This window comes from Neisseria elongata subsp. elongata, assembly GCF_900113545.1.
In the GTDB taxonomy this organism is placed as follows: Bacteria; Pseudomonadota; Gammaproteobacteria; order Burkholderiales; family Neisseriaceae; genus Neisseria; species Neisseria elongata.
The window spans coordinates 60173-85546 of sequence record NZ_FOPS01000001.1 but is presented as its reverse complement, the minus strand read 5'-3'; the positions used below and the strand labels follow the sequence as shown (position 1 = coordinate 85546).

The following is a 25374-nucleotide window of genomic DNA, read 5'->3' as shown; positions in this document are numbered from 1 at the left end:
GCAAACAGACCAAGAGGCCGTCTGAAAAAAGCATATGCCCAAGCCCCCTGCCCGCTTCTGACATAAAGCAAAACCATACCGCATACATGCCGTTATAATGCCGCCGTTTTCAGACGGCTTGCAAAGAACCTCCCCACACACAGAGTATCACCATGAAAAAACTCCTCCTCATCGGCGCAATCCTGATGCAACCCGTTTACGGCGCAAAACTCCCCGCCTCCGTAGACAGCGAATTGCAGGAACTGGCCCGCTTCTGCCGCCTTTTGGGCGGCCGGCCGCACGGTTTCCAACAGGCTGTCGAACGGGCCGACCTCAACGGCGACGGCATCACCGACTATGTCCTCGACGATAGCGAACTGCAATGCTACGGCGCGAGCGGTTCGGTGGGAATGTTCGGCAACCGCAACGGCGGCGGCGTTACCGTTTTTCTCGGCCGTGCGGATGGAAAAGCCGAAAAAGCATTTTATTACAGCGCGTTCGGTGCAAAAATCGATTATGTCGGCAAACAGGCGAAACTTTACCTCGGCATGGTGGGTACATACTGCGGCCAAACGCCCGAAAGCGAAAAACGGGACGGCTACGAAAAATGCAGCCGACCGTTGAAATGGAACGACAAATCGCGCCGGTTTCAAATCGACATGCAAACCAAGCGTACCGCCCTGCATTGGTGGTAACCCGTCTTTCAGACGGCCTGAAACGCACGGTTTATGCTACAATCGCGCGTTAAATTTTCTTTACTGAATTCAGGAAAAACCATGAGCTTGAAATGCGGCATCGTCGGCCTGCCCAACGTCGGCAAATCCACCCTCTTTAACGCGCTGACCCAATCGGGCATCGAAGCGGCGAACTATCCCTTCTGCACCATCGAACCCAACGTCGGCATCGTCGAAGTACCCGATCCGCGCATGGCGGAGCTGGCGAAAATCGTCAATCCGCAAAAAATGCAGCCTGCCATCGTCGAGTTCGTCGACATTGCCGGTTTGGTTGCAGGTGCAAGTAAAGGCGAAGGCTTGGGCAACCAGTTCCTCGCCAACATCCGCGAAACCGACGCCATCGTGAACGTTGTGCGCTGCTTTGACGACGACAACATCGTCCATGTAGCAGGCAAAGTCGATCCGATCGCCGACATCGAAACCATCGGCACCGAACTAGCGCTTGCCGACCTCGCCAGCGTCGAAAAAGCCATCGTCCGCGAAGAGAAACGCGCCCGCTCAGGCGACAAAGACGCGCAAAAACTGGTCGAACTGTGCAAAAAACTGCTGCCGCATCTGGACGAAGGCAAACCCGTCCGCTCCTTCGGTTTGGACGCAGAAGAACTCGCCATGCTCAAGCCGCTGTTCCTGCTGACCGCCAAACCCGCCATGTATGTGGGTAACGTTGCCGAAGACGGTTTTGAAAACAATCCGCATCTCGACCGCCTGAAAGAATTGGCTGAAAAAGAAAACGCCCCCGTCGTTGCCGTTTGCGCCGCGATGGAGAGCGAAATCGCCGAATTGGAAGAAGACGAAAAAGCCGAATTCCTCGCTGAAATGGGCTTGGAAGAACCCGGCTTGAACCGCCTGATTCGCGCCGGCTACGACCTCTTGGGCCTGCAAACCTACTTCACCGCCGGCGTCAAAGAAGTCCGCGCCTGGACCATTCACAAAGGCGACACTGCCCCGCAAGCCGCCGGCGTCATCCACACCGACTTCGAACGCGGCTTCATCCGCGCCCAAGTCATTTCCTACGACGATTTCGTGTCGCTTGGCGGCGAAGCCAAAGCCAAAGAAGCCGGCAAAATGCGCGTAGAAGGCAAGGAATATGTGGTGCAGGACGGGGATGTGATGCACTTTTTGTTCAACGTGTAAGTAAGGTCGTCTGAAAGCATAAAGAATGCAAATCAAATTTGGTAGGCTAAGCTTTTCTTAGCCTACCTTCCTTCAAAGTTTAGGGAAAATGTCTAATATCAATCTTATAGATATTGTAAAAAATATATTTTATTTTATTGGTTCGTCAGCAGGATTATTTGCGGTTCTTCGCCCAGTATTTGAAAGCAAACTTCAACAAGATATTCAAAATGCTAGGAAAATAATTGAACGAATTGGAGAAAATAGGATTTTATACTTAGATTCAAGTATTTATTCCCATCGTTGTGTTTCTAGTGAATTTTTTGTAGATATAGATATTTTAAGTAATGATATTAGCGAGAAAAAACAATGCACACGCTTTTTCAGTCATATTTCATGCTATTTCAATACCGAACTAAAAGAAATTATAAATGAATATATCAACCTAAGAAGCTACATACAAGTTCCGGAATGGGAGCCTAGATACAATGACGATAATGGAAAATCAGCATGGTATTTCAATAAGAAAGCTGAAAGTTTTTATCCATCAGGAGAGCATTTTCCTGCTAACTATCCGAAACATTTAGAAGAAGCTGCTAAAATAGCTGACAAAATAAAAATAAGATTTTTAAGATTCCAAGCATTAACTGAGCTTCATTACATAGAAACAATTTTTCACAAATGGACCGTAGCTAAATTATACAAAAAACATAACTTGACCGTATAAATAATGTTCAAAAGATCAAAAATTTAGAAATAATTAAATTCATGAAATTGCTAAATCAATATTTAGCCTATTTTAATCAACGGAAGTTTCAATGAAATCAGTTATCCAAGACCTACAATCGCGCGGCCTTATCGCGCAAACTACCGACATCGAAGCCTTAGACGCTTTGTTAAATGAACAAAAAATCGCCCTCTACTGCGGTTTCGATCCGACCGCCGACAGCCTGCATATCGGCCACTTGCTGCCCGTATTGGCATTGCGCCGTTTCCAACAGGCGGGACATACGCCGATTGCTTTGGTGGGCGGCGCGACCGGCATGATCGGTGACCCCAGCTTCAAAGCGGTGGAGCGCAGCTTGAATTCCGCCGAAACCGTTGCCGGCTGGGTAGAAAGCATCCGCAACCAACTGAAACCGTTTTTGAGCTTTGAAGGCGAAAACGCCGCCATTATGGCGAACAACGCCGACTGGTTTGGCAGCATGAACTGCCTCGACTTCCTGCGCGACATCGGCAAGCATTTCTCCGTCAACGCCATGCTGAACAAGGAATCCGTCAAACAGCGTATCGAGCGCGACGATGTCGGCATTTCCTTCACCGAGTTCGCCTATTCACTGCTACAGGGCTACGACTTTGCCGAATTGAACAAACGCCACGGCGCGGTTTTGGAAATCGGCGGCTCCGACCAATGGGGCAACATCACCGCCGGTATCGACTTGACCCGTCGTCTGAATCAAAAACAAGTATTCGGCCTGACCCTGCCGCTAGTCACCAAATCCGACGGCACCAAATTCGGCAAAACCGAAGGCGGCGCAGTATGGTTGAACGCGAAGAAAACCTCTCCGTATCAGTTCTACCAATTCTGGCTGAAAGTCGCCGATGCCGATGTGTATAAATTCCTAAAATACTTCACCTTCCTGTCTACCGAAGAAATCGACGCCATCGAAGCGAAAGACCAAGCCAGCGGCACCAAGCCCGAAGCGCAACGCATCCTCGCCGAAGAAATGACCCGCCTGATTCACGGCGAAGCCGCCCTGCAAGCCGCGCAGCGCATTTCCGAAAGCCTGTTTGCCGAAGACCAAAGCAGCCTGACCGAAAGCGACTTTGAGCAGCTGGCCCTTGACGGCCTGCCGACTTTTGAAGTTTCCGAGAGCCTCAACGTGGTGGAGACTTTGGTGAAAACCGGTTTGGCGTCTTCCAACAAAGAAGCGCGCGGTTTTGTGAACAGCAAAGCGGTATTGCTCAACGGACAAGCCGCCGAACTGAACAATCCGAACCACGCCGCCGAACGCCCCGACGATGCCTATCTGCTGACCGACGCGCACAAACGTTTCGGCAAATACACCATCGTACGGCGCGGTAAACGCAACCACGCGCTCTTGGTTTGGCAATAAACCCGATGCCGGAGGCCGTCTGAAAAACATTATTTCAGACGGCCTCATTTGCAGCCGGCAAGAAAAACATACCCTTCCGGCCGTTTCGCGGTAAAATCCGCCTGCCCTCAATTTGACAAGATTTAACATTATGAAAGCCAGCCAATTTTTCATTTCCACCCTGAAAGAAGCCCCTGCCGAGGCCGCGCTTGCCAGCCACAAGCTGATGATTCGCGCCGGTCTGATTAAAGCCAACGCGTCCGGCCTTTATACTTGGATGCCGATGGGGCTGCGCGTGTTGCGCAAAGTCGAAAACGTCGTGCGCGAAGAAATGGCGCGCGCGAGCAGCGTGGAGTTGTTGATGCCGGTGGTGCAGCCTGCCGAGCTGTGGCAGGAATCCGGCCGCTGGGAATTTTACGGTAAAGAACTGCTGCGCCTGAAAGACCGTCATGACCGCGATTTCTGCATGGGCCCGACCTGTGAGGAAGTCATCGCCGACATCGTGCGCAAAGAAATCAACAGCTACAAACAGCTGCCGAAAAACTTTTACCACATCCAAACCAAATTCCGCGACGAAGTGCGCCCGCGCTTCGGCGTCATGCGCGCGCGCGAGTTCGTCATGAAAGACGCTTATTCCTTCCATGCCGACTACGCCTCGCTTCAGACGACCTATGATGCCATGTATGACGCTTACTGCCGCATCTTCACCCGTTTGGGCTTGGAATTCCGTCCCGTCGCCGCAGACACCGGCAGCATCGGCGGTACCGGTTCGCACGAGTTTCAAGTGTTGGCGGAAAGCGGCGAAGACGTGATTGCATACAGCGACACTTCCGATTACGCCGCCAATATCGAGCTGGCTCCGACCTTGCCGCTGAACGGCGAACGTGCGGCTGCTCAGGCAGAGTTGACCAAAGTACACACGCCGAACGTCAAAACCATTGATTCATTGGTTGACTTCCTCAGCATTCCGATTGAAAAAACACTGAAATCCATCGTGGTCGAAGGCGAAAACGAAGGCGAAATCGTCTTATTGCTGTTGCGCGGTGACCATGAGTTCAACGACATCAAAGCCGAAAAACTCGCAGGTGTGAAATCGCCGCTGACCATGGCAGACCCTGCCGCCATCCGTGCGCAGTTCGGCGCAAACGGCGGCTCGCTCGGCCCTGTCGGCTTCACAGGCAAAGTCTATGCCGATTTCGCTACTGAAAAAGGCGCAGACTGGGTTATCGGCGCGAACGAAGACGACTACCACTACACTGGCTTCAACTTCGGACGTGACGCTGCCGAACCTGAGTTTGTCGATTTGCGCAACGTCGTCGAAGGCGACGAAAGCCCCGACGGACAAGGCCGTCTGAAACTCGCGCGCGGTATCGAAGTCGGACACGTCTTCCAGTTGCGCGACAAATACACCCAAGCCATGAACGTGAGCTTCCTCGACAACAACGGCAAATCGCAAATCATGGAAATGGGCTGCTACGGCATCGGCATCACCCGCGTTGTTGCCGCCGCCATCGAGCAGAACAACGACGAAAAAGGCATTATCTGGACCAAAGCGATGGCGCCGTTTGAAGTCGTTATCGTGCCGATGAACTACAAAAAATCAGACGCCGTGCGCGAAGCCGCCGACAAAATCTACGCCGAACTGCTGGCTGCAGGCGCAGACGTCCTCCTCGACGACCGCGACGAACGTGCAGGCGTGTTGCTCAACGACTCCGAGCTTCTGGGCATCCCGCACCGCATCGTCATCGGCGACCGTGCCTTGAAAGAAGGCAATGTCGAATACGCCGAACGCCGCGACAACGAAGCGCAGACTGTACCGACGGACGAAATCGCCGCGAAAGTACTGGCAGCGTTGAAATAATATCGGCAAATGACAAAAAGGCCGTCTGAAAACCCAAAAACAGGTTTTCAGACGGCCTTTAAATTGGATTGCAACCCGCTTAGGCAGTAACCGCAGGTTCTTCACGGCACAACAGGGTAATCAATGCGCATCACGGTTCTTGCCTTCCACAACGTACACCGCCGCAATCGAACAGCGTATGTAATACACCGCAATGGGCAAAATCATTGCAAATGTGCGGGCAGTATTGAAATAGCCTGCCCAATACCCAAAAGGCCGTCTGAAAAACCGAAAACAGGTTTTTAGACGGCCTTTTAATTGAGTTTCAAGCCGCTTAGGCGGCCACCACGGGATCTTCACGGCGCAGCAGGGTAATCAATGCGCTCAAGCGTTCTTTCATTTCGCGGCGGTCGGTAATTTGATCGATTGCGCCTTTTTCCAACAGGAATTCAGCACGTTGGAAACCTTCGGGCAGGGTTTCGCGTACGGTCTGCTCAATCACGCGCGGGCCGGCAAAGCCGATTAAGGCATTCGGTTCGGCCACCACGATGTCGCCCAAAAAGGCGAAGCTGGCGGAAACGCCGCCCATGGTCGGGTCGGTGAGTACGGAGATGAACGGCAGGCCTTTTTCGTTCAACAGGTGCAGGGCGGCACTGGTTTTGGTCATCTGCATTAAAGAATTCAGGCCTTCCTGCATCCGCGCACCGCCCGATGCGGCCACGCAGATAAAGGTGCAGTTGTCGGCCACTGCACGGCGCACGCCTTTGACGAAGCGTTCGCCCACTACGGAACCCATCGAACCGCCGATGAAGCGGAATTCAAATGCGGCAATGACGACCGGCAGGCCGTTCATTTTTCCCTTCATCACCACCAGCGCGTCGTCTTCGCCGGTGGCTTTTTTCGCGGCGGTCAGACGTTCGGGGTATTTTTTGCTGTCTTTGAACTTCAGGATGTCGGTCGGCTTCACATTGTCGCCGATTTCCTCGCGGCCTTCTTCGTCGAGCAGCAGATCAAGCCGTTCGCGCGCCGACATGGCGTTGTGGTGGTTGCACTTCGGGCAGACTTTTGCGTTTTGCTGCAACTCGGTGGCGTAAACCGTGGCGGAACAGGCCGGGCATTTGTGCCACAGGCCTTCGGGCACGGCGGACTCGCCTTTGCCTTCGCGTTTGATTTTCGGCGGGAGGATTTTGTCTAACCAACTCATGGTTTGCTCCGTTTTTCAGACGGCCTCGATATCCGGCTGAAAGTTTAGATGATTCGGAATACGGCCCGCCGCAATGCGGGCCGGAGGAGAATTCAAGCCGCACATGGTAGCCAATGGCGGCTGTTTAGGCAAGTTTTGCGCCGATGAAACGGCAGTTTTTTCGGCATGGGCGGTGCCGTTTACAGGCAAATCGGACGGTAGGCCAAACAGGTATCGACCACCTCTTCCGCAGTCGGCGCGTAGCCGGCCAAACCGCCGTTGCGGGCGTTCCAGCCTTCGGGGTAGAAAAACAGGCTGCTGCCTTCGGGATGGGGAACGTTGCGGTCGAATTGTTCCATCAAACCGCTCAGGACTTCATCGTCTTCTTCCGTCAGGATGCGTTCGGCCAAATCCATCAATTCATCGTGCGTCATGTTTCATGTTTCCGAACTGTGCCGCCCTGCCCTTTCAGACGGCCTCAACCGCCTGTTTCAGGCTTTTTACCAGTGCGCCGACGGCTTTTGCTTCGCTTCCGGCGTTGTTTTCGATTTCTTTCACGATGCGGCTGCCGACGATGACGGCATCGGCTACCGCGCCGATTTTACGCGCGCTTTCGGCATCGGAAATACCGAAGCCCACGCCTATCGGCAGGCTGATGTGGCGTCGCAGGACGGCGATTTTGGCTGCTACTTCATCGGTATTCAGCTGTGCGGAACCGGTTACGCCTTTGAGCGACACATAATAGACAAAGCCGCTGGCGAGCCTGCCGATTTCGGCCATCCGCTCTTCGCTGGTGGTCGGGGCGACGAGGAAGATGGCATCCAAGCCGTGTTTCTGCAGTTCTTGTTGCAGCGGGGAAATGGTTTCAACGGGATTGTCCACGGTGAGCACGCCGTCCACGCCCGCCTCGGCGGCGGCACGCGCAAACTCTGCATTGCCCATTTTGTGTATCGGATTCAGGTAGCCCATCAGGACGACGGGGGTGTCGTCGTCGCGTTCGCGGAAACGGCGCACGGTTTCCAATACGTTTTTCAGGCTGACGCCGTTTGCCAGGGCGCGTTCGGCAGCGCGCTGGATAACGGGGCCGTCGGCCATCGGGTCGGAAAACGGGATGCCCAGTTCGATGATGTCCGCGCCGTTGGCGGCCATTTCGTGCATGGTTTCCAATGTGGTTTCAAGGTTCGGATCGCCGGCGGTGATGTAGGGAATCAGGGCTTTTCTGCCGTTGAGTTTTTGAAAGGCGGTGGTGATTCTGCTCATGTTTTACTCTTTTGGAGTTGGTCGGTTTTCAGACGGCCTGCATTCCTTTGGAAACAGGCCGTCTGAATGTTTATTTTTTGGCGTTTTCCATAGCCTCTTTCTGACCGGCTTCCACCAGGCAAGATACGCCTGCCGCCGCTTTGGTTACGCCGTTGAGTTTGGAGAATGGAACAGGTTCGCCGATTACTTTCTTTTTCAGATCCATTTTCCGTACGGTCTGCTCGGCGCATTGGGTTTGATAAAACTCGGCCTTGTCAGCATTTTTCAAATATTCGCCCAATGTTTTTGCAGGGGTTACGGCAAAACCCGCACCGGTTTGATAAGTGGCCGCCATGCTGATAGAAGCGATTTTTTTGTCTTTTTTGCCACCGTCTACGAAGATGTAGGCTTTGTCCAAATCATCGTAATCCGAGCCGTACAGCATATAGCCGTTTACTGCTTCCAGTTCTTTCATGTCTTTAAATGCAGGCTCTGCGGCAAATGCAGCCGGGGTCAGTGCCAACAACAGGGTATACATCAGTGTTTTTTTCATTTTTTTTCCTTGCGGTTTTCAATATCTTTATTTTCAGACGGCCGGTTTGGCAGAGGCCGTCTGAAAACGGAATTTTAACAAAACAAATAATCTTATTTTTTGTTTTCTTGATTTTTCTTATAGCTTTCTTCAGCCATACACGAAATATGGGCAGCCATTTTGCCGACACCGTTGAGCTTGGCAATCGGAACGGCTTCGCCCAATACTTTATTGGCGGTATCCAATTTGCGGACGGTTTTATCGGCGCACTGGCTGTGATAAACCTCTGCTTTATCTCGGTTACCGAAATAATCTGCCAAAGTTTTACCCTGCACTACGGCAAATCCGGGATAGCCGCCAAACACACTCACTAGATTGATGGAAGCGATTTGGCCGTCTTTTTTACCGCCGTCCACAAAAATATAGAATTCATCCCCACTCTTAGATTCCGCACCGTAAGTTGTATAGCCGTCTACGGTGTCGAGCTTTTTCAAATTTTGAAAAGAGGGTTCTGCGGCAAACGCAGCGGGAGCCAGTGCGCACAGCAGGGTGCATATTAAAAATTTGTTCATATTTGCCTTTTCTGCTTTGAAAGTATGTTTGTTTTCAGACGGCCTGCATTCCCGTCAGGAAACAGGCCGTCTGAAAATCGGATTTTAACAAAATAAAAAATCCCGTTTTGGTTTTTCAGGCTTTTTCAGCCTATTTTCCCAAACACGAATAATCGGCCGCCACTTTGCCGACACCATTGAGCTTGGCAAAGGGGATGGGTGCACCCAATGCTTGATTGGGCGCATTCATTCTGCGGACGGTTTTATCGGCGCATTGGGTTTGATAAAACTCTGCCCGATCGCTGTTATCCGCATATTCCGCCAGCGTCTTGCCCTTCACTATGGCAAATCCCGCTTCTCCGCCCAATACGCTGTTTAGATTGATGGAGGCGATTTGTCCGTCTTTTTCTCCGCCGTCCACCAAAATATAGGCTTCCTGCGTGAGTTCGGACTGCATACCGTAAGCCGTATAGCCGTCTACTGTTTCCAGTTTTTTCAAATCCTGAAAAGACAGGCCGGCGGCAGACGCGGCAGATATGGATGCGGCCGCCGCAAATAATAAAATCTTTTTCATTCACTCACCTTTCCAAAAAAAGCTTTTCAGACGGCCTTTTATCATCTAGCCGTCTGAAACATTTTTTCTGCGATACGGTTTACCGCCGCTTCCAATGCCGCAGTTTCGGCAGCTGTCCAATGTTCGCTGCTGCTGATAATCTGCCCGTAAACCAAATCGCATTTGAGGCGGAAGGGTTTCTGCACGGGCAGGAATGCGAAACAGAAAATATCGGCTTCGGGCGCGAAAACTTGTTCCAGCAATACAAAGTCAGGCGCATTCTGGAGCGCGGCGGCAAGGGCAAGGCAGCGTCCAATCGTTCTTATCATGGAATTTCACACGTTTGTTTACTTTGCCCTCAAAAATGGCCAAGAAATACCGCTTTTTAAAATTCGCGCATATGCGGTATTCAAAGTATTCCCTATTTAATATCTTTTCCGCTTTTGCCCGCTCTTTGCCGTTTTGCCACATCAACCATATCCCGACGGCAGCCGCTGCAACCAGCGCGATGACACCGCCAATATTTCCCAAAGCATTCAAACCCAAAGCCACGGAAATAAAGGCCAGCAGCAACGCCTTCATTACCGCCATAAAATAGGCTTGCCAGCCGAATTGTTTTTTTATCCACTTCCGATAGGCGTCAAGATCAGCAATCGGTTCGTAAACTGCCCACGAAATTTCGGCTTTGCCTTGCGCCAGCTCGGACTGGACTTGCGTCAGGGTATCTCTTGCGGTTTGGTTGAAATCCATGTTTTGCCCTTTCAGACGGCCTGCCGTCCGCTTGGCGGCAGGCCGTTCAATTCTTGTAGCACTTCCTTCATCAAACAGCCTTTGCCCTTGCCGAAGCCTTTGTTGCGCGCGCTGAAATTCGTTTGCGCGGTAACATCGCTCCAACGCAGGGAAACAAAACGCTTGGCGGCGAAATCATCGTATTCTATTTCAAAATCAAACACGCGGTAATCGGCTGTCATGACCACGCCGGAAATCCAATTCCCGCCCATGCTTTCGCTATCGTACAAATCATGGAAAATACAAGTCTGCAAATCGATATTTTTCTGCGCTATCAGCGTTTGCACCAGCGGTGGGATTTTTTGCGGATGTTCGCGCCAATAACACGCTTCATTCAGCACGGCTTCTTTCTGCAAACGGTTCTGTTCCTGAACACTACGAGATTTCGCCATATTTCACCCTCCGTCAAAACCCTATTTCAGGCCGTCTGAAAAAGCAGCCTGCACCCCGTCAGTTCTTCATCGACTGCACCGGTGCGGGAATGCGTCCGCCGCGGTTCACGAACACTTCGCAGCTTCCTTCCTTCACGGGCATAATCGGCGCGTAGCCCAACAGGCCGCCGAAATCCACGCTTTCGCCCACGCCTTTGCCGGTAACGGGGATGATGCGCACGGCGGTGGTTTTGCTGTTAATCATGCCGATGGCGGCTTCGTCGGCAATGATGCCGGCAATCGTGGCGGCGGAGGTGTCGCCCGGCACGGCCACCATGTCCAGACCCACGGAGCACACGGCGGTCATGGCTTCCAGTTTGTCCAGCGTCAGGATGCCGCTTTCCGCCGCCGCAATCATGCCTTCGTCTTCCGACACGGGGATGAACGCGCCGCTCAGCCCGCCCACGGCGGACGACGCCATCATGCCGCCTTTTTTCACTGCGTCGTTCAACAGCGCGAGTGCGGCGGTGGTGCCGTGCGTGCCGCAGACGGTCAGGCCCATGGCTTCCAAAATGCGGGCGACGGAATCGCCGACGGCGGGCGTGGGCGCGAGCGACAAATCCAAAATGCCGAACGGGATGCCCAGCATTTTCGCCGCTTCCTGCCCGATGAGTTCGCCAACGCGCGTGATTTTGAACGCGGTTTTCTTCACGATTTCGGCGATTTCGGTCAGGTTTTGGCTGTCGCAGTCTTTCAAGGCAGCCTGCACCACGCCGGGGCCGGACACGCCCACGTTGATAATTGCGTCCGCTTCGCCCGAGCCGTGGAACGCGCCCGCCATGAAGGGGTTGTCTTCCACCGCGTTGCAGAACACGACGATTTTGGCGCAGCCGAAGCCTTCGGGTGTGATGTCGGCGGTGCGTTTTATCGTGTCGGCGGCGAGTTTCACCGCTTCCATGTTGATGCCCGCGCGCGTGCTGCCGATGTTGATGGAGCTGCACACGATGTCGGTGGTTTTCATGGCTTCGGGAATGCTGTTAATCAGCACGCGGTCGGCGGGCGACATGCCTTTTTGCACCAGCGCGGAAAAGCCGCCGATAAACGATACGCCGATGGCTTTTGCCGCCTTGTCCAGCGTCTGCGCGATGGAAACGTAGCTGTCCGCACCCGTGGCCGCGGCGATTTGGGCGATGGGCGTTACGGAAATGCGCTGGTTCACAATCGGCACGCCGTATTTGGCCGACAAATGCTGCGCCGTCTGCACCAGGTCTTTGCCGATGCGGGTGATTTTGTTGTAGATGTTTTGGTTCAGCGTGTCGATGTCCGGCGAAATGCAGTCGTGCAGGTCGATACCGATGGTGATGGTGCGCACGTCGAAGTTTTGGTCGGACACCATGCGGATGGTTTCTAGGATTTCGTTGGAATGGATTTGGGACATTTTGGGGTTTCCTTGTCTATATCTGTTGGTTGTCGGGGTGCAGGCTGCTTTTTGCGTCGTCAATTCCGTTCGGAAACATAATGCGGTGTTTCTTCCACTGCGGCAAACAGTTTACCGTCCGCATCCCATAAGGGTTGCTGACAGGAATCGCAGTATGCCGCTTCGTGATCAGCGTACGGCGGCGGCTCGCTTATGGGCAAATCCCATACCGAAGGTCGGCCACAGACAGGGCAATCGACTGCATATAAGATGAAATTTGCCGCTTTGTTCAGGCTTTGGAAGGCCCAAAAATCAGACTGGATTTTTTCCAAACTTTTGCACGCGTTGCTCGGAACAATAAATACGGTGTAGTCATCACTGCCACTTTCCAACAGCATCAGCCGCATTTTCTGGCGTTTGAGTTTGCTGTCGAAAATAGTCGAAGGCAAAGGGTATGAAGTCGCCGCTTTCCCAGACCTCACCAAATTCTTTGTTGAATTTTTTATATAAATCGTCCGTTTTGACTTTCAGTGCTTCTTTACCGAAGGCTGCCAAACGCTCATTGACAAATTCATAAAGTTGGCCTTGTTCGTCTTCGCCCTTCCAGTCCAAAAAAAGGAAGATACGGTTTTGATACAGGGCTTCCCGTAATGTTTCGTTTTGTGAGGCCGATGGCAGCAACGTGGGATATTCGTTCTCGGCAACGATTTTTTGCAGTATTTTTTCAAGTTTCATGGAACTATCCTTGTCTGTCGGTTTGGGGGTATGCGGGCAGCCTGCATCAATACGGCGGCAGCAAACGCCTGAATCCGTGCGCCAATATGATTGTCGGCAGTAGCGGTGGGTAACGGTGGTGATGCTGCCGCATTGGGCGGGTAGCCTGAAAGCTGATGGGTTATGGGTTTCTTTGTTTCTACCGTATAGTTTTCGAATTGCCTGAACAGATTTCCGCCCTACCGTCAGGCCGTCTGAAACGGCTACATGCCCAATATGGCATTTCCGTTGCGGCTGTTCTGTTTCAGCCATGCGGCCAAATCCCGATAGCTATGTTCGGCAGCCTGTATCCTTTGGGCAAATTTGCTGACAAATTGCTGTATGTATTCGTCTTTGTTTTCCCAAACCAGGGTTTCTATATTTTCGCCGATATGGATGTAACGATTGCCGGCTTTTTCGGAATACCATTCGGGTTTGTCGAAATCCTGCGGCGAGCGGACGGTGTGCAACAAATCCGCCAGCCGCAATAATTGTTCGGCAAAAATTAGGCTGTCGGCTTGCTTGACATCGGTAAACTCGAAAAAGTCGTAACCGGGTATGCACTCGCGGGATAAGGTATCGAAAAAATCTTCCCAGAGTGAGTAATAAACATACGCGGAATCTTCCCACCAGCACTTACCCGCATAGCCACCTCGGCAGATTTCAATATAGTTGGTACCGCCCATTTTTTTAACGGCGGCGTGGTTCAGTAACCATGTTGGATGTGTTTTCATTAAAACTTCCTTTTGATCTTCAGACAGGCTGCTTTTTCCTGTCCAACCACCGCCGCAACACCAGCCGTTTAACAAGCACAAATATGGGAAACGACAGTAAAAACGCCCAAAATCCGTGCCCCACGCTCCACACTTTGAACGACACGGGAATCACTTTATTGTCGGCGGTGATTTGGTAGCGCGCAGTCATAAAAGCATTGGGATCTAATCTGTTGCTAGCGTAAAACAGCTCGAACGTGTCGGGCGGCAGGCGGGTCAGTTGCAGGTAGATGCCTTCGCGGTCACGCAACACGGTGTCCTCGCGCACCAAAGTTTCGCTGCTTTTTCGGCGGTTCAGCGGTTGGGCTTGGATTTCGCCCTGCATGTTGCGGACGGCCACGGCAAACATCGGGCTGATTTCGTCGCCTTCGGCATACAGCTGCGCCGGAAAGTGGCGTATGCCCCAAGCCAGTGCCATAAAAATGGCCAACCACAGGGCGAAATGCAGGGCAAGGCTGATGAGTCGGATTGTTCCGGTAACGAAAAATTTGTATGTGTCCATATCCGCCTTCAAATCGCCCTTCCCTTTTCAGACGGCCTTTAAATCCTGTGCATGGCGTTAAACAGCTCTTCGTCCTGCATGCGGATGTCCAGCGCAAGCGTTTTTCCCGCCTGTGCGAAAACGTCCAGCATTTCCTGCCGCGATTTCGGGCATTTGGCTGTGTCTGCCAAAATAATCATGGTGAAATAGTGGTCCATCAACTGCTGGCTGATATTCAGGATATTGATTTTGTTTTCGGCCAAAAGTTTGGATACATCGTAAACAATGCCGATGCGGTCTTTACCGATAACGGTAATAACGGAATGAGACATGGGGAATCCTTGGAAAATGTTTCAATACGCAGGGCCGCACATCTAAAGTACAGCCCTATTTTGAAGGGCATTGATAACCCAAATAAAGAAGTTTAACCAGTAAACAGGCCGTCTGAAAAAACGACCGTACAGAAGGCGGGCACACTCTATCGCTTTCACTGCAAAAAGGCAAATCATGGCCGCAAAAGACAAAATTGTAGACAATCTTTCATTCAAATAAAAATACCTTATTTTGCCATTAAATTTTTAAAAAATGCATTATCAAACATTATTTATGCTTGAAAATTGAATTTTATAAAATCAGTTTTTAAATTGTAGACATTTTTTCATTTTATTTTTCTATAAATCAGCCAAAATTAGACGTAAAGAATTTGTCAAATGTAGACAATCGCACTAGACTGCACCGCATCGTTTTCCCGTATCCCACATTCCCACATTGCAATACTTAAAGTTAAGGAAACTGCCATGAGCGACTTGAACAGCCTGTTCCAAACCATCAAACAACGCGACCCCAACCAAGCCCCCTTCCATCAGGCGGTGGAAGAAGTATTTATGAGCCTGCAACCCTTCTTGGCGAAAAACCCGCAATACACCAAACAAGGCCTGTTGGAGCGCATCGTCGAACCCGAGCGTGTAATCATGTTCCGTGTTTCCTGGGTGGACGACAAAGGGCAAGTCCAAGTAAACCGCGGCTACCGCGTGCAGATGAACTCCGCCATCGGCCCTTATAAAGGCGGCCTGCGCTTCCACCCAACCGTGGACTTGGGCGTATTGAAATTCCTGGCCTTCGAGCAAGTGTTCAAAAACGCATTGACCACCCTGCCCATGGGCGGCGGCAAAGGCGGCTCTGACTTCGACCCCAAAGGCAAATCCGATGCCGAAGTGATGCGTTTCTGCCAAGCCTTTATGAGCGAGCTTTACCGCCACATCGGTGCGGACACCGACGTACCTGCCGGCGACATCGGCGTGGGCGGCCGCGAAATCGGCTTCTTGTTCGGCCAATACAAAAAACTGCGTAACGAATTCACATCCGTCCTGACCGGTAAAGGCCTGACCTGGGGCGGCAGCCTGATCCGCCCCGAAGCCACCGGCTACGGCACGGTTTACTTCGCACAATCCATGCTGCAAACCAAAGGTGACAAACTCGAAGGCAAACGCGTGGTGATTTCCGGCAGCGGAAACGTGGCGCAATACGCCTGCGAAAAAGCCATCCAACTGGGCGCGAAAGTGCTGACCGTATCCGATTCCAACGGTTTCGCCCTGTTCCCCGACAGCGGCATGACCGAAGCGCAACTCGCTGCTTTAATCGAGCTGAAGGAAGTGCGCCGCGAACGCGTCTCCGTATATGCCAAAGAGCAAGGCTTGCAGTATTTTGAAAACCAAAAACCGTGGGGCGTAAAATGCGACATCGCCCTGCCTTGCGCCACCCAAAACGAACTGGACGGCAAAGACGCGGCCACCCTGCTGGCCAACGGCGTCATCTGCGTGGCCGAAGGCGCGAATATGCCGTCCACACTGGAAGCGGTGGAAGCCTTCCTGAAAGCCAAAATCCTGTATGCGCCGGGCAAAGCATCCAACGCGGGCGGCGTGGCCACTTCGGGCTTGGAAATGAGCCAAAACCATATCCGCCTGTCGTGGACGCGCGAAGAAGTGGACAAGCGTTTATTTGACATTATGGCCAATATCCACGAAAACTGCGTCGCCAACGGCACGGAAAACGGCTATACCAATTATGTGAACGGCGCGAACATCGCCGGATTCAAGAAAGTGGCCGATGCCATGCTGGCACAAGGCATCGTATAAGTAGGATTGTGTGCCTAAGTCATCACAAAGGAGAGAAACGAGGCCGTCTGAAACCTGACTTTCAGACGGCCTCAATCATGATTTGCATGTAAATTCGAGTTAAACAGGCTTGTCCAATCATGCCGATATTTATAACATGCCGCCCGACAGCCTCGTCTGTCGAAAAAACAATATTGTTACAGGAGTGAAATACATGAAAGTAAAAGCCCTATTGGCCATCGTTGCCTCTTTGTCCCTCGCTGCCTGCGCCGTACCTGACGAGGCTCCCCGTCATGGCGGCCACGACCACGGTCATTCGCACGGCCATAACCACGACCACGGCCATGCCCATCAGCAACAAGGCGGCATCGATGCCTCTTTTAACTGCGAAAACGGCTTGTCCGTACACGTCCGCAGCCTGAGCACCGACAGCATCGAATTGCGTTTGGATGACAAACACGCCGTACTGAAATCTGCGGTTGCAGGCTCCGGCGAACGCTATACTTCCAACACAGGCCTGTTCGGCAAAGGTGCGGAATGGCATCAAAAAGGCAGCGAAGCCTTCTTTGCCTTCACCGACCCATACGGCAACAAAGTGGAAACATCTTGTAACGCCCGCTAATCGGATACCGGCCGTTTAAAGCCAAAAAGGTCGTCTGAAAAATATCTTTCAGACGGCCTTTTTTCGTTTTGCCGGACTATCACCCTGCCCCGATGCCCGGAATGCCGCGCTCAATCCGCCCGGCGATTTGGATTTGAGAAATAGCCATAATGGCAGCCCAAACCGTTTATAGGATAACCAATTGGAGAGGCCGTCTGAAAACCTTGAAACGGGTTTTCAGACGGTCCTCTCCATTACCTGCACCGACTGCTTAAAACTTATAGGTGTATTGCACGCCCAGGATGTTGGCGTAATTTTTAAACGATGCCGACGATGCGCCTTTGCTGTCCACATCGTTGCCGGTGGAGGCTGCCGCGCGGTAAACGGTATCGTTGATGTGGATGTGGCTGTATGCCGCATCAAATACATGGCGTTTTTTATAAGCATACTTCGCACCGAAGGAATACCAGATGCGGTTGCCGTCGGGCAGCGTGTTCAGACGGCTGTCCGCGCCGCGTACCGGGCTTTGGTCGAACGCAATACCGGCGCGAAGCTGCAACGGCTCGCTGTATTGGTAAGACGCGCCGAGGGCGGTTTTGTAGGTATTACGCCAGTTCGGCGTGATAACCGTGCGGTCGGAGCGGCCGTTGACGACGGATTTGGTGTTTTCAAACACCAGCTCGGCACGGTTGAAACGGCTGTGGCGCGTCCAAGTCAGGTCGGCGAACAGGTTGGTTTTATCGGTTGCGTGATACATGCCGTGCAGCGACAAGGATTCCGGCGTTACAATTTTGACGCCGGCCTTCTCGTGCGGCTTGTAGCCGAACGCAGTGCCGATAAGCGCATCGTAGGCACTCTTTCCGCCGAAGGCCGGATGGGGCGTTGTTACCGCCCGGCCGTCGGCCTGCCAATCGGCCGTGCCTTTCAGGTTGTGATTGACTTTCGAGCGGTAATTCACACCGACGCGGGTACGCGGATTGATGTCCCACAGCCAGCTCAACTGGTAGCCGAAGCCCCAGTCTTTGCCTTTGACTTCCGCATGGCCGTCTGAAAGGCCGTTGTGCGGCCCCAAGCGGCCGGAAGCGTTCCAGTCCGCATATTTGCGCAACTCGGCGGAAGAGTATTGGGCAATCAGACCCGCGCCGAACGCATGGTTTTCATTCACTTTATAAGCGACGACAGGCTCGACGGCGATGGTGGTCAAACCCAATTTGTTGATGTTGTGCCGCAACACGGAATCTTCCTGATATTCGGTGGAAGAAGCGAACGGCACATACACGCCCAAGCCCAGCGTCAGGTCGGGATTAACGCGGTAGGCACCGTAAAGATGGGGTGCGAGTACCACGTCTTTGGTGATTTTCCCCTCGGTTTTTCCCAGCACGCGGCCGCCTCGTACAAACGACGCTTCCGCATCGTGATATTCGATGTGCGGGGCGACGATATTGGCGGCAGCCGTTATCTCGCTGCCGTCCAATTTGGCCAAACCGGCCGGATTGTAGAAAATCGTGGTGGCATCGGCGGCTTCTGCGGCGGCGGCATTGGCCGTTCCCTGTGCGGTAACCGACTGTGTACCGAAATGGTAGCCCGAAGCCTGAGCCAGAGGGGCCAGTGCGGCAGCCGTCAATACGGCGATTGTTTTCACAGCTTTCATATTTTTGACGTAAGTTAATCCAAAAGGGACGCATTTTAACAAACAGTCTGCCGACAAGTCATCCGTCTGCCGAACTCTTTACCCATGCATATAACCAAACGCCATAACCGTGCGGCAAACGGTTCTTTCACTTTTCAGACGGCCTCCGCTAAAGTGGCCGTCTGAAAAAACAACCCTCTCGAAAGGAATCCGCCATGCCGGCCAAACACCTAGCCTCCGCCCTGTTCTTCACCGCCGCCCTCTCCGCCTGCACGCCCGACAACGGTACGCAAAACGCCGCCTCCGGCAGCGGGGACAAAACCGGCAGCGTCAAACTGCTCAACGTCTCCTACGATGTCGCCCGCGACCTCTACAAAGACTTCAACCCGCTGTTTATCGAAGAATACAAAAAACAGCACAACGGTGCGGACATCATCGTCCAACAATCCCACGGCGGTTCGAGCAAACAGGCATTGGCCGTGGCCAACGGCCTGAAAGCCGACGTCGTTACCATGAACCAGGGCTCGGACATCGAACTCTTGGTAAAAAAAGGCCTGGTCAAAGCCGACTGGCAAAAAGCCTTCCCCAACAATGCCGTCCCGTTCACCAGCACCACCGTCTTCCTCGTCCGCAAAGGCAATCCGAAACAAATCAAAGACTGGGGCGACCTGGCCAAAGACAACCTGAAAATCGTCATCGCCAACCCCAAAGTAACCGGCAACGGCCGCTATACCTTCCTGGGCGCATACGGCTACGGCCTGAAAGCCAACAACAACGATGATGCGAAGACGCGCGAATATGTGAAAAAAATGCTGTCCAACGTCGAAGTGTTCGAAAACGGCGGCCGCGCGGCCACCACCACCTTCGTCCAACGCAACATCGGCGACGTACTGATTACCTTTGAAAACGAAGCCAACCTGTCGGCCAAACAATTCGGCAACGGAGAATTTGAAATCGTCTATCCGAAATACTCCGTCCGCATGGACAGCCCCGTCGCCGTCGTAGACAAAGTGGCCGACGAACGCGGCACCCGCCAAGCCGCCACCGAATACCTGAACTACCTGTGGAGCAAACCCGCGCAGGAATTGGGTGCGAAACTCTACCTGCGCCCTGCCGACAAAGACGTGCTGGCCGCCCATGCAAGTGAACTGCCGCCGATGGAAACGTTCAACCCCAACGACATCTTCGGCACATGGGATGAAATCATGAGCAAATACTTTTCAGACGGCGGGGTATACGACCAACTGACCGTGAAAGGCAAATAAAGAAAAACGGAAAAACGCAAAGGGGCCGTCTGAAAACCACTTTTCAGACGGCCCCTTTGTTACCGCATTGTCCGAATCGGCGTATACTCATCATATATTTGCCAAACAGGGAGCACCCTCATGAAAACAACCGTGCAAAAATCCGCCCTCGTAACAGCCCTGCTCCTCCTCACCGCCTGCGCCGGCGGCCCGGGCGGAAGCTCGATCAGCCTCGGCATCGGCGGTTTCGGCAGCCATATCGGCTTGGGAACCTCCGTCAATATTCCGATAGGCAGCCGCACACCTGCCGCAGACAAAGGCGGCATCAACGTTACCGAAGAACAAATCATCACCCATTTTGCCGCAGACGGCACCGCTTCCGAACAAGCAGTCAAAGGCGGCAGCTACCGCAGGCTGCTCAACGTACTCGGCGGCGGCAATTATCTGGTACAAGACTTTTACAGCGACGGGCAAAAACGTACAGACCCGATGATACTGCCCAAAAAAGCCCTGTTCTCCGCCGATGCACACCCCACAGACAGCGCATACACGGTTTACGACCGCAACGGCAATCCGATACGCCGACAGGTTTACCGCAACAACCGGCTTATCGGCAACTGACCGCGATACCGGCCAAACCTCGAGAAAGGCCGTCTGAAATCATGTTTCAGACGGCCTTTTTATATCGTTTCAAGCAAAGACGAATCAGAATTTGCTTTTGATATCGTTAATCAGGTTTTCAGCTTTTTCTTTCGCATCGTCAATCAGATGCTCGGCTTCTTCTTTACCTTTTTGCAATACACCGCCGGCTTTTTCCTCGATTTCGGCAGCAACTTCTTTCACCTTGCCGATTCCTTGCTGAACAACGCCTTCTGCTTGAAGTTTGGAATCGTTTAATACTTCTCCCGCAGTTTCTTTCACTTTACCGCTGATTTGGTCTAATTTTCCACTCATGACCTTTTTCCTTAATTTCATATTGATCGAAGTGCCACTATATCCTAACCGTTATCCAATAGCAATCCTAAATGGAATACCGCCTGAAAACCTGCTTTCAGACGGCCTCCACCTCCCAAGTTCAACGTTGCATTTCCTTGGCTAAAACCAACATGCCTGATGCTTACAGGATGCCGCCTTCCCGATTGTATTCGATCATGTCGTTTACCGCTTGGGCGAGCCATGCCCAGCAATCGGGGAATTCTTGATGCTGTTCCCAGCCGGGGCCGGCAAAGTCGTGGATTAGTTGGACTGTGCCGCCTTTGCCGATTTCGAAGCAGGCAGTGTCATCACAATCGCTGCGTTTGGCGAAGGGAATCAGTTTTCTATTGGGATAGCGCGTTTGCAAGCCTCGGTATAGTTCGGCTGCCCAATCGCTATCGAGCAGATGCCAAATATTGAAATCGACTAAATTCAGTTCGACGATTTTTTGAAATGATTTTGGATATTCAAAGTGGGGAATATCGAGCGTATAACTTTTCATCGGTTGATTCCTAGTTTGAGGCCGCCTGAAAAATGAAACTGGGCGTATTGCTTTTCGGGCGGCCTTTGCCACGCCTCACTCAATCTTCACCCGTTTCAACCTCAACGCATTGCTCAACACCGAAACCGAACTTGCCGCCATTGCCGCGCCTGCGATGACGGGGTTTAAGAAGCCGAGTGCGGCAAGCGGGATGCCTAATATGTTGTAGAAGAAGGCGAAAAACAGGTTTTGCTTGATGTTTTTCAAAGTCGCCTGCGATACCAGCAGGGCATCGGCGAGCTGGTTGACCGAATGCTGCATCAGCGTGGCGGACGCGGTGTGTTCGGCAACGTCCGCACCGCCTTTCATGGCGAAGCTGACGTTGGCGGCGGCGAGTGCGGGTGCATCGTTGATGCCGTCGCCGACCATCGCCACGGTTTTGCCGGCGGCTTTGAGTTTCTGCACTTCGGCGGCTTTGTCGCGCGGACTCATGTTGCCGAAGGCGTGCGCGATGCCCAGTTGTTTGGCGACGTATTCGACCGTGCCTTGGTTGTCGCCGCTCATGATGTAAACGTCGATGCCGTGTTTTTTCAGACGGCCTATGGCTTCGGCGGTATCGGCTTTCAGCGCGTCGGCGAGTGCGAATGCGCCGATGGGTTTGCCGTTGGCGGAAACGGCGACGATGCTTGCGATGCGCCAGACGTCGTCTGAAAGGTTTTCAGGTAGCCTTAATTTGGCAAAATCAAGTTTGCCCGCTTTCACCAAACCCACTCCTTCGACTTCGGCGGTAATGCCTGCGCCGACGACGGTTTGCGCGTTTTGTGCGGCAGGAATCTCCAAACCGCGCGCTTGGGCGGCGGAGACGATGGCGCGGGCGAGCGGGTGGGCGGCGTTTTGTTCGACGGCGGCGGCGATGCGGTACAAAGCGTCTTCGTCAAAGCCGCTGTCGGGAACGCAATAAACGGCGGCAACCTGCGGTCTGCCTTCGGTCAGCGTGCCGGTTTTGTCCAACACGACGGCATCGACGTGGGCGGCTTCTTCCATCGCCGCCGCGTCTTTGAACCAAATGCCGTGTTTCACCGCCTTGCCCATGCCGACCATAATCCCGGCGGGTGTCGCCAGACCGAGTGCGCACGGGCAGGCAATTACCAAAACGGCAACGGCGTGCATCAGTGCAATCGTCCAATCGCCTTTCACCAGCCAAGTGGCGATAAAAGTCAAAAGCGCGATGCCCACGACGGTAGGCACGAATACCGCCGCCACTTTATCCGCCACGCGCGCAATCGGCGCCTTGCTGCCTTGCGCTTCAGACAGCGCGTTCATCATGTCGCCGAGCAGGGTTTGGCTGCCGAGCTGCCTAGCGCGATACACCACGCTGCCTTCGGTCATCAGCGCGCCCGCCAACACTTTGCCGCCCGCCTTTTTCTCTTCGGGATTGGATTCGCCGGTGAGATGGCTCTCATCCGCCCAGCCGCTGCCGCTTTCGATAATGCCGTCGGCGGCGATGCGTTCGCCGTGGTTGGCGCGGATCAGGTCGCCGATTTGCACTTGATCGATGGGCAGTTGTTTCCATTCGCCATCGCGTTGCACGTTGACTTGAGTCGGCGTCAGTTTCAGCAGCAAGCCTAAGCTGTTCAGGCTGGATTTTTTGGTGCGGTGTTCCAAAAATTTGCCCAGAGACACAAAACCGATCACCGTCACGCCCGCTTCAAAATACACATGCGCCATGCCGTGCGCCGCGTGCGGGCTGAAAAACAGCATATAAGCGGAATACAGGTAAATCGACACCGTGCCAATGGTAACGAGCACGTCCATATTCGCCAGCCCGCCTTTAATACTCGCCCACGCGCTTTTGTAAAACGGGATTGCCAGCCAAAGCTGCACCACACTCGCCAATGCGAACTGCCACAACGGCGGAATCATCCAATCGTTTCTGCCGATCATCATCCCCGCCATGCCGATAAGGAACGGGACGTTGATGGCGAACAGCAGCCACAGCCGCCAGCTTACATGCGCGGTTTCTTCGGGTTGCGGCAGCGCGTCTTCCGTTTTTTCTTTTGCACCGTAACCGGTTTTCTCGATGATTTTGGCGATGTCGGCGGCGGAGGTTTGGCTATCGTCAAACACCACCTGCGCCTCCTCGCTGGCGAAGTTCACCCCCGCCGATTCGACAAAGTCTTTTTTGTTCAACACTTTTTCAATGCGCGAAGCGCAGGCCTGACAGGTCATGCCTTCGATTTGGAAACGGACTTTTTGTTGCATGGTTTCTTCCTTCTGAATGTGGTTGGGCTACCTGAAAAAAGCGGAGCAGGGTTTTCAGGTAGCCTTTGGGGTGTTGCAGTCGATTTGTTGCGATTCGATTTACAAAGCCGCATCAAAGCCGCCGTCTTCCACCGCTTCTATCAGCGCGGCGGGGTTGGTTTGGGCGGGGTCGAATTCCACGACGGCGTTCTTGTTTTCCAGGCTCACTTCGGCCTTGTCCACGCCGTTTACGCCTTCGAGGATGCTGGTAACGCTTTTCACGCAGCCGCCGCAGGTCATGCCTTCGATGTTTAATGTGATGGTTTGCATAGGGTTTCCTTTCTGTTGGAATGAGGCTGAGGTTTTAAAGCCCGTTGCAGCCAAAGCTTTCAGGTAGCCTGAAATGATGGGTCTGCTCTTGCTTTTCCGCTAAGTGCCGCCACTATAAAGCTTCACCCGAAGTAAAGGTCAAGCATCATGATGAACATCAGCCAGGCCGCGGCCGAGAGCGGCCTTTCCGCCAAACAAATCCGCGACTACGAAAAGCACGGCCTAATCGCCCCGGCCGCGCGCAACGAAGCGGGCTACCGCCGCTACGGACAGGCCGACCTTGTCCGGCTGCGCTTTATCCGCCATGCGCGGGAAGTGGGCTTTTCGCTGCCGCAGATCGGGCAGCTTTTGAGCCTGCAACACAACCCGCAGCGCACCAGCCGCGAAGTGAAAACGCTCACCGCGCGGCACATCGCCGAGCTGGAAGCCAAAATCGAACGCTTGCAGGGCATGGTGGCCGAGCTGCAACGCTGGCACGATGCCTGCGCGGGAGACGACTGCCCGGATTGTGCGATTTTGGCCGGGCTGGAGGAGCGTTAGGCGGCTTGGGCAGAATAGAAACAGGCTACCTGAAAAGTTTCAGGTAGCCTTAGTTGGCCGCTAACGGTTTGGTACAGGCCTCGTCGTAATACGGCAGCCACTTGCCGCCGCTTTGCTTCAGATATGCGCGAAAACTTTTGTTTACCCGTGTGGCGGTGTAATCCAAATACGGTACGCCGCCTTGGGTAACGTACAGCGCATCCGGCGGGTCGAAAAGATAGAGCTCGTATTCCCGGCTGTGCCGTTTATGCCGCTTGGCGAGGCGGCGGCAGGATTGCTGCATGATGTTGTCGATATCGTTTAGCTGCGTGAGGATATCCAACAACAGCGGCGGCAGCGTGTTGTTTTTCACCCAGGCGGCAGGCATATCAAACGCAAATTCGCCGTTATCCTGCGGGATGGTTATGCTCATGCCGCGATGGCCGATATCATCAATCGGCTGCCAGCGGGCAGAAGCCAGCCATGCCGGCCAATCGGCTGCTTGAAAACGGTTTAGTGGGAAGTCTCGGTTTAAATAGTGCTTGCGAAAAAACAGCATGATGGCGGCACCCGCTGGGCTTACAAAGCTGAAGTTGGCATGATAGCAAAGGCAATGGCAAACAGGACTGTATTCATAGATTTGTTTATCAAAAGATTTTTGAAGAACTGTGAAATGCCTTGACAAGTATACTGCTATCATTTCGGTAAAAACAGGGAGATCAATGAGGTTATAAGTAGAAAAAAGCATTTGCCAATACAATAATATGTAAATGAAATTATTTTTTATAATATTGAATTAAAAATAAAAAATTACGCTTCATCTTCCATCAATTGC

Annotated in this window: 30 protein-coding genes; 10 read left to right on the top strand and 20 right to left on the bottom strand. The window is 53.0% G+C overall.

Translation table 11 applies throughout. The features are described from left to right. Window positions 1-152: 152 nt before the first annotated feature. The 5 genes from BM261_RS00490 to BM261_RS00470 all read left to right on the top strand — a co-directional run bounded on the left by BM261_RS00490 (window position 153) and on the right by BM261_RS00470 (window position 5783). Complete coding sequence (locus BM261_RS00490; protein WP_074894155.1) at window positions 153-674, top strand: hypothetical protein; 522 nt, start codon at window positions 153-155, stop codon at window positions 672-674. Between the two features lie 81 nt (window positions 675-755). Next, window positions 756-1847, top strand: coding sequence for a redox-regulated ATPase YchF (gene ychF / locus BM261_RS00485; RefSeq protein WP_074894626.1), 1092 nt, complete (start codon window positions 756-758; stop codon window positions 1845-1847). An 88-nt stretch (window positions 1848-1935) separates the two neighbouring features. Further along, entirely contained in the window at window positions 1936-2553 is a 618-nt protein-coding gene (locus tag BM261_RS00480; protein ID WP_074894153.1) for a hypothetical protein, read from the top strand. Between the two features lie 91 nt (window positions 2554-2644). Next, complete coding sequence (tyrS, locus tag BM261_RS00475; protein WP_074894151.1) at window positions 2645-3943, top strand: tyrosine--tRNA ligase; 1299 nt, start codon at window positions 2645-2647, stop codon at window positions 3941-3943. Between the two features lie 130 nt (window positions 3944-4073). Further along, on the top strand, window positions 4074-5783 hold the full coding sequence (locus BM261_RS00470; protein ID WP_074894149.1) for a proline--tRNA ligase: 1710 nt from the start codon (window positions 4074-4076) through the stop codon (window positions 5781-5783). A gap of 313 nt (window positions 5784-6096) precedes the next feature. On the opposite strand, the gene accD is transcribed toward BM261_RS00470, so the two are convergent. From accD to BM261_RS00395, 14 genes are all read right to left on the bottom strand, one after another. Beyond that, complete coding sequence (gene accD / locus BM261_RS00465; protein WP_074894147.1) at window positions 6097-6966, bottom strand: acetyl-CoA carboxylase, carboxyltransferase subunit beta; 870 nt, start codon at window positions 6964-6966, stop codon at window positions 6097-6099. Window positions 6967-7145: 179 nt separating this feature from the next. Then, window positions 7146-7379 (bottom strand): colicin immunity protein, encoded by a 234-nt coding sequence (locus BM261_RS00460; protein ID WP_074894145.1) that lies wholly within the window; start codon window positions 7377-7379, stop codon window positions 7146-7148. 34 nt (window positions 7380-7413) lie between these two features. Beyond that, window positions 7414-8205, bottom strand: a complete 792-nt coding sequence (trpA, locus tag BM261_RS00455; protein ID WP_074894143.1) for a tryptophan synthase subunit alpha — start codon at window positions 8203-8205, stop codon at window positions 7414-7416. Between the two features lie 70 nt (window positions 8206-8275). Further along, entirely contained in the window at window positions 8276-8737 is a 462-nt protein-coding gene (locus BM261_RS12805) for a hypothetical protein (RefSeq protein WP_240317892.1), read from the bottom strand. Window positions 8738-8829: 92 nt separating this feature from the next. Beyond that, the gene (locus BM261_RS12800) at window positions 8830-9288 is read right to left on the bottom strand and encodes a hypothetical protein (RefSeq protein ID WP_240317891.1); all 459 of its coding nucleotides are present in this window, start codon (window positions 9286-9288) and stop codon (window positions 8830-8832) included. Window positions 9289-9418: 130 nt separating this feature from the next. Beyond that, window positions 9419-9841 carry a hypothetical protein gene (locus BM261_RS12795; protein ID WP_240317890.1) on the bottom strand — a complete coding sequence of 141 codons (423 nt, stop codon included), beginning with the start codon at window positions 9839-9841 and terminating at the stop codon, window positions 9419-9421. A 41-nt stretch (window positions 9842-9882) separates the two neighbouring features. Further along, on the bottom strand, window positions 9883-10083 hold the full coding sequence (locus BM261_RS00435; protein ID WP_240317889.1) for a hypothetical protein: 201 nt from the start codon (window positions 10081-10083) through the stop codon (window positions 9883-9885). 7 nt (window positions 10084-10090) lie between these two features. Beyond that, on the bottom strand, window positions 10091-10570 hold the full coding sequence (locus BM261_RS00430) for a hypothetical protein (protein ID WP_074894141.1): 480 nt from the start codon (window positions 10568-10570) through the stop codon (window positions 10091-10093). Between the two features lie 11 nt (window positions 10571-10581). Further along, window positions 10582-11001: a hypothetical protein gene (locus BM261_RS00425; protein ID WP_074894139.1), complete on the bottom strand. Its 420-nt coding sequence runs from the start codon at window positions 10999-11001 to the stop codon at window positions 10582-10584. A 58-nt stretch (window positions 11002-11059) separates the two neighbouring features. Continuing rightward, window positions 11060-12418, bottom strand: a complete 1359-nt coding sequence (locus BM261_RS00420) for a PFL family protein (protein ID WP_074894137.1) — start codon at window positions 12416-12418, stop codon at window positions 11060-11062. A 354-nt stretch (window positions 12419-12772) separates the two neighbouring features. Beyond that, on the bottom strand, window positions 12773-13132 hold the full coding sequence (locus BM261_RS00410) for a hypothetical protein (protein ID WP_074894132.1): 360 nt from the start codon (window positions 13130-13132) through the stop codon (window positions 12773-12775). A gap of 242 nt (window positions 13133-13374) precedes the next feature. Continuing rightward, complete coding sequence (locus BM261_RS00405) at window positions 13375-13884, bottom strand: hypothetical protein (RefSeq protein ID WP_074894130.1); 510 nt, start codon at window positions 13882-13884, stop codon at window positions 13375-13377. Between the two features lie 19 nt (window positions 13885-13903). Beyond that, entirely contained in the window at window positions 13904-14425 is a 522-nt protein-coding gene (locus BM261_RS00400) for a hypothetical protein (protein ID WP_074894128.1), read from the bottom strand. A 38-nt stretch (window positions 14426-14463) separates the two neighbouring features. Then, entirely contained in the window at window positions 14464-14736 is a 273-nt protein-coding gene (locus BM261_RS00395) for an ACT domain-containing protein (protein WP_074894126.1), read from the bottom strand. A gap of 465 nt (window positions 14737-15201) precedes the next feature. On the opposite strand from BM261_RS00395, the gene gdhA reads away from it, so the two are divergent. Continuing rightward, the gene (gene gdhA / locus BM261_RS00390; protein ID WP_074894123.1) at window positions 15202-16539 is read left to right on the top strand and encodes an NADP-specific glutamate dehydrogenase; all 1338 of its coding nucleotides are present in this window, start codon (window positions 15202-15204) and stop codon (window positions 16537-16539) included. A gap of 193 nt (window positions 16540-16732) precedes the next feature. After that, window positions 16733-17140 (top strand): MliC family protein, encoded by a 408-nt coding sequence (locus BM261_RS00385; RefSeq protein WP_074894121.1) that lies wholly within the window; start codon window positions 16733-16735, stop codon window positions 17138-17140. Between the two features lie 250 nt (window positions 17141-17390). Here BM261_RS00385 and BM261_RS00380 read toward each other — a convergent pair whose 3' ends face one another. After that, complete coding sequence (locus tag BM261_RS00380; RefSeq protein ID WP_074894118.1) at window positions 17391-18770, bottom strand: OmpP1/FadL family transporter; 1380 nt, start codon at window positions 18768-18770, stop codon at window positions 17391-17393. Between the two features lie 194 nt (window positions 18771-18964). Here BM261_RS00380 and BM261_RS00375 point away from each other — a divergent pair, with 194 nt between their 5' ends. After that, window positions 18965-20014, top strand: a complete 1050-nt coding sequence (locus tag BM261_RS00375) for a sulfate ABC transporter substrate-binding protein (protein WP_074894116.1) — start codon at window positions 18965-18967, stop codon at window positions 20012-20014. A 120-nt stretch (window positions 20015-20134) separates the two neighbouring features. Next, window positions 20135-20614, top strand: coding sequence for a NemA protein (locus BM261_RS00370; RefSeq protein WP_074894114.1), 480 nt, complete (start codon window positions 20135-20137; stop codon window positions 20612-20614). Window positions 20615-20698: 84 nt separating this feature from the next. On the opposite strand, the gene BM261_RS00365 is transcribed toward BM261_RS00370, so the two are convergent. The 4 genes from BM261_RS00365 to BM261_RS00350 all read right to left on the bottom strand — a co-directional run bounded on the left by BM261_RS00365 (window position 20699) and on the right by BM261_RS00350 (window position 24020). After that, window positions 20699-20947, bottom strand: coding sequence for a CsbD family protein (locus BM261_RS00365; RefSeq protein WP_074894102.1), 249 nt, complete (start codon window positions 20945-20947; stop codon window positions 20699-20701). Between the two features lie 163 nt (window positions 20948-21110). Continuing rightward, complete coding sequence (locus BM261_RS00360; protein ID WP_074894101.1) at window positions 21111-21470, bottom strand: hypothetical protein; 360 nt, start codon at window positions 21468-21470, stop codon at window positions 21111-21113. 75 nt (window positions 21471-21545) lie between these two features. Next, entirely contained in the window at window positions 21546-23711 is a 2166-nt protein-coding gene (locus BM261_RS00355) for a heavy metal translocating P-type ATPase (protein WP_074894099.1), read from the bottom strand. A 99-nt stretch (window positions 23712-23810) separates the two neighbouring features. After that, window positions 23811-24020 carry a heavy-metal-associated domain-containing protein gene (locus tag BM261_RS00350; RefSeq protein WP_003674677.1) on the bottom strand — a complete coding sequence of 70 codons (210 nt, stop codon included), beginning with the start codon at window positions 24018-24020 and terminating at the stop codon, window positions 23811-23813. 147 nt (window positions 24021-24167) lie between these two features. Here BM261_RS00350 and cueR point away from each other — a divergent pair, with 147 nt between their 5' ends. After that, the gene (gene cueR, locus BM261_RS00345; protein WP_074894097.1) at window positions 24168-24560 is read left to right on the top strand and encodes a Cu(I)-responsive transcriptional regulator; all 393 of its coding nucleotides are present in this window, start codon (window positions 24168-24170) and stop codon (window positions 24558-24560) included. A 49-nt stretch (window positions 24561-24609) separates the two neighbouring features. On the opposite strand, the gene BM261_RS00340 is transcribed toward cueR, so the two are convergent. Continuing rightward, complete coding sequence (locus BM261_RS00340) at window positions 24610-25098, bottom strand: hypothetical protein (protein WP_240317888.1); 489 nt, start codon at window positions 25096-25098, stop codon at window positions 24610-24612. Window positions 25099-25374 lie beyond the last annotated feature (276 nt).

What these genes read in the sequence shown, in the direction of transcription:
- BM261_RS00490 (WP_074894155.1), top strand. Translation starts at nt 153, where the DNA reads ATGAAAAAACTCCTCCTCATCGGCGCAATCCTGATGCAACCCGTTTAC.
- ychF (WP_074894626.1), top strand. Translation starts at nt 756, where the DNA reads ATGAGCTTGAAATGCGGCATCGTCGGCCTGCCCAACGTCGGCAAATCC.
- BM261_RS00480 (WP_074894153.1), top strand. Translation starts at nt 1,936, where the DNA reads ATGTCTAATATCAATCTTATAGATATTGTAAAAAATATATTTTATTTT.
- tyrS (WP_074894151.1), top strand. Translation starts at nt 2,645, where the DNA reads ATGAAATCAGTTATCCAAGACCTACAATCGCGCGGCCTTATCGCGCAA.
- BM261_RS00470 (WP_074894149.1), top strand. Translation starts at nt 4,074, where the DNA reads ATGAAAGCCAGCCAATTTTTCATTTCCACCCTGAAAGAAGCCCCTGCC.
- accD (WP_074894147.1), bottom strand. Translation starts at nt 6,966, where the DNA reads ATGAGTTGGTTAGACAAAATCCTCCCGCCGAAAATCAAACGCGAAGGC.
- BM261_RS00460 (WP_074894145.1), bottom strand. Translation starts at nt 7,379, where the DNA reads ATGACGCACGATGAATTGATGGATTTGGCCGAACGCATCCTGACGGAA.
- trpA (WP_074894143.1), bottom strand. Translation starts at nt 8,205, where the DNA reads ATGAGCAGAATCACCACCGCCTTTCAAAAACTCAACGGCAGAAAAGCC.
- BM261_RS12805 (WP_240317892.1), bottom strand. Translation starts at nt 8,737, where the DNA reads ATGAAAAAAACACTGATGTATACCCTGTTGTTGGCACTGACCCCGGCT.
- BM261_RS12800 (WP_240317891.1), bottom strand. Translation starts at nt 9,288, where the DNA reads ATGAACAAATTTTTAATATGCACCCTGCTGTGCGCACTGGCTCCCGCT.
- BM261_RS12795 (WP_240317890.1), bottom strand. Translation starts at nt 9,841, where the DNA reads ATGAAAAAGATTTTATTATTTGCGGCGGCCGCATCCATATCTGCCGCG.
- BM261_RS00430 (WP_074894141.1), bottom strand. Translation starts at nt 10,570, where the DNA reads ATGGATTTCAACCAAACCGCAAGAGATACCCTGACGCAAGTCCAGTCC.
- BM261_RS00425 (WP_074894139.1), bottom strand. Translation starts at nt 11,001, where the DNA reads ATGGCGAAATCTCGTAGTGTTCAGGAACAGAACCGTTTGCAGAAAGAA.
- BM261_RS00420 (WP_074894137.1), bottom strand. Translation starts at nt 12,418, where the DNA reads ATGTCCCAAATCCATTCCAACGAAATCCTAGAAACCATCCGCATGGTG.
- BM261_RS00410 (WP_074894132.1), bottom strand. Translation starts at nt 13,132, where the DNA reads ATGAAACTTGAAAAAATACTGCAAAAAATCGTTGCCGAGAACGAATAT.
- BM261_RS00405 (WP_074894130.1), bottom strand. Translation starts at nt 13,884, where the DNA reads ATGAAAACACATCCAACATGGTTACTGAACCACGCCGCCGTTAAAAAA.
- BM261_RS00400 (WP_074894128.1), bottom strand. Translation starts at nt 14,425, where the DNA reads ATGGACACATACAAATTTTTCGTTACCGGAACAATCCGACTCATCAGC.
- BM261_RS00395 (WP_074894126.1), bottom strand. Translation starts at nt 14,736, where the DNA reads ATGTCTCATTCCGTTATTACCGTTATCGGTAAAGACCGCATCGGCATT.
- gdhA (WP_074894123.1), top strand. Translation starts at nt 15,202, where the DNA reads ATGAGCGACTTGAACAGCCTGTTCCAAACCATCAAACAACGCGACCCC.
- BM261_RS00385 (WP_074894121.1), top strand. Translation starts at nt 16,733, where the DNA reads ATGAAAGTAAAAGCCCTATTGGCCATCGTTGCCTCTTTGTCCCTCGCT.
- BM261_RS00380 (WP_074894118.1), bottom strand. Translation starts at nt 18,770, where the DNA reads ATGAAAGCTGTGAAAACAATCGCCGTATTGACGGCTGCCGCACTGGCC.
- BM261_RS00375 (WP_074894116.1), top strand. Translation starts at nt 18,965, where the DNA reads ATGCCGGCCAAACACCTAGCCTCCGCCCTGTTCTTCACCGCCGCCCTC.
- BM261_RS00370 (WP_074894114.1), top strand. Translation starts at nt 20,135, where the DNA reads ATGAAAACAACCGTGCAAAAATCCGCCCTCGTAACAGCCCTGCTCCTC.
- BM261_RS00365 (WP_074894102.1), bottom strand. Translation starts at nt 20,947, where the DNA reads ATGAGTGGAAAATTAGACCAAATCAGCGGTAAAGTGAAAGAAACTGCG.
- BM261_RS00360 (WP_074894101.1), bottom strand. Translation starts at nt 21,470, where the DNA reads ATGAAAAGTTATACGCTCGATATTCCCCACTTTGAATATCCAAAATCA.
- BM261_RS00355 (WP_074894099.1), bottom strand. Translation starts at nt 23,711, where the DNA reads ATGCAACAAAAAGTCCGTTTCCAAATCGAAGGCATGACCTGTCAGGCC.
- BM261_RS00350 (WP_003674677.1), bottom strand. Translation starts at nt 24,020, where the DNA reads ATGCAAACCATCACATTAAACATCGAAGGCATGACCTGCGGCGGCTGC.
- cueR (WP_074894097.1), top strand. Translation starts at nt 24,168, where the DNA reads ATGATGAACATCAGCCAGGCCGCGGCCGAGAGCGGCCTTTCCGCCAAA.
- BM261_RS00340 (WP_240317888.1), bottom strand. Translation starts at nt 25,098, where the DNA reads ATGCTGTTTTTTCGCAAGCACTATTTAAACCGAGACTTCCCACTAAAC.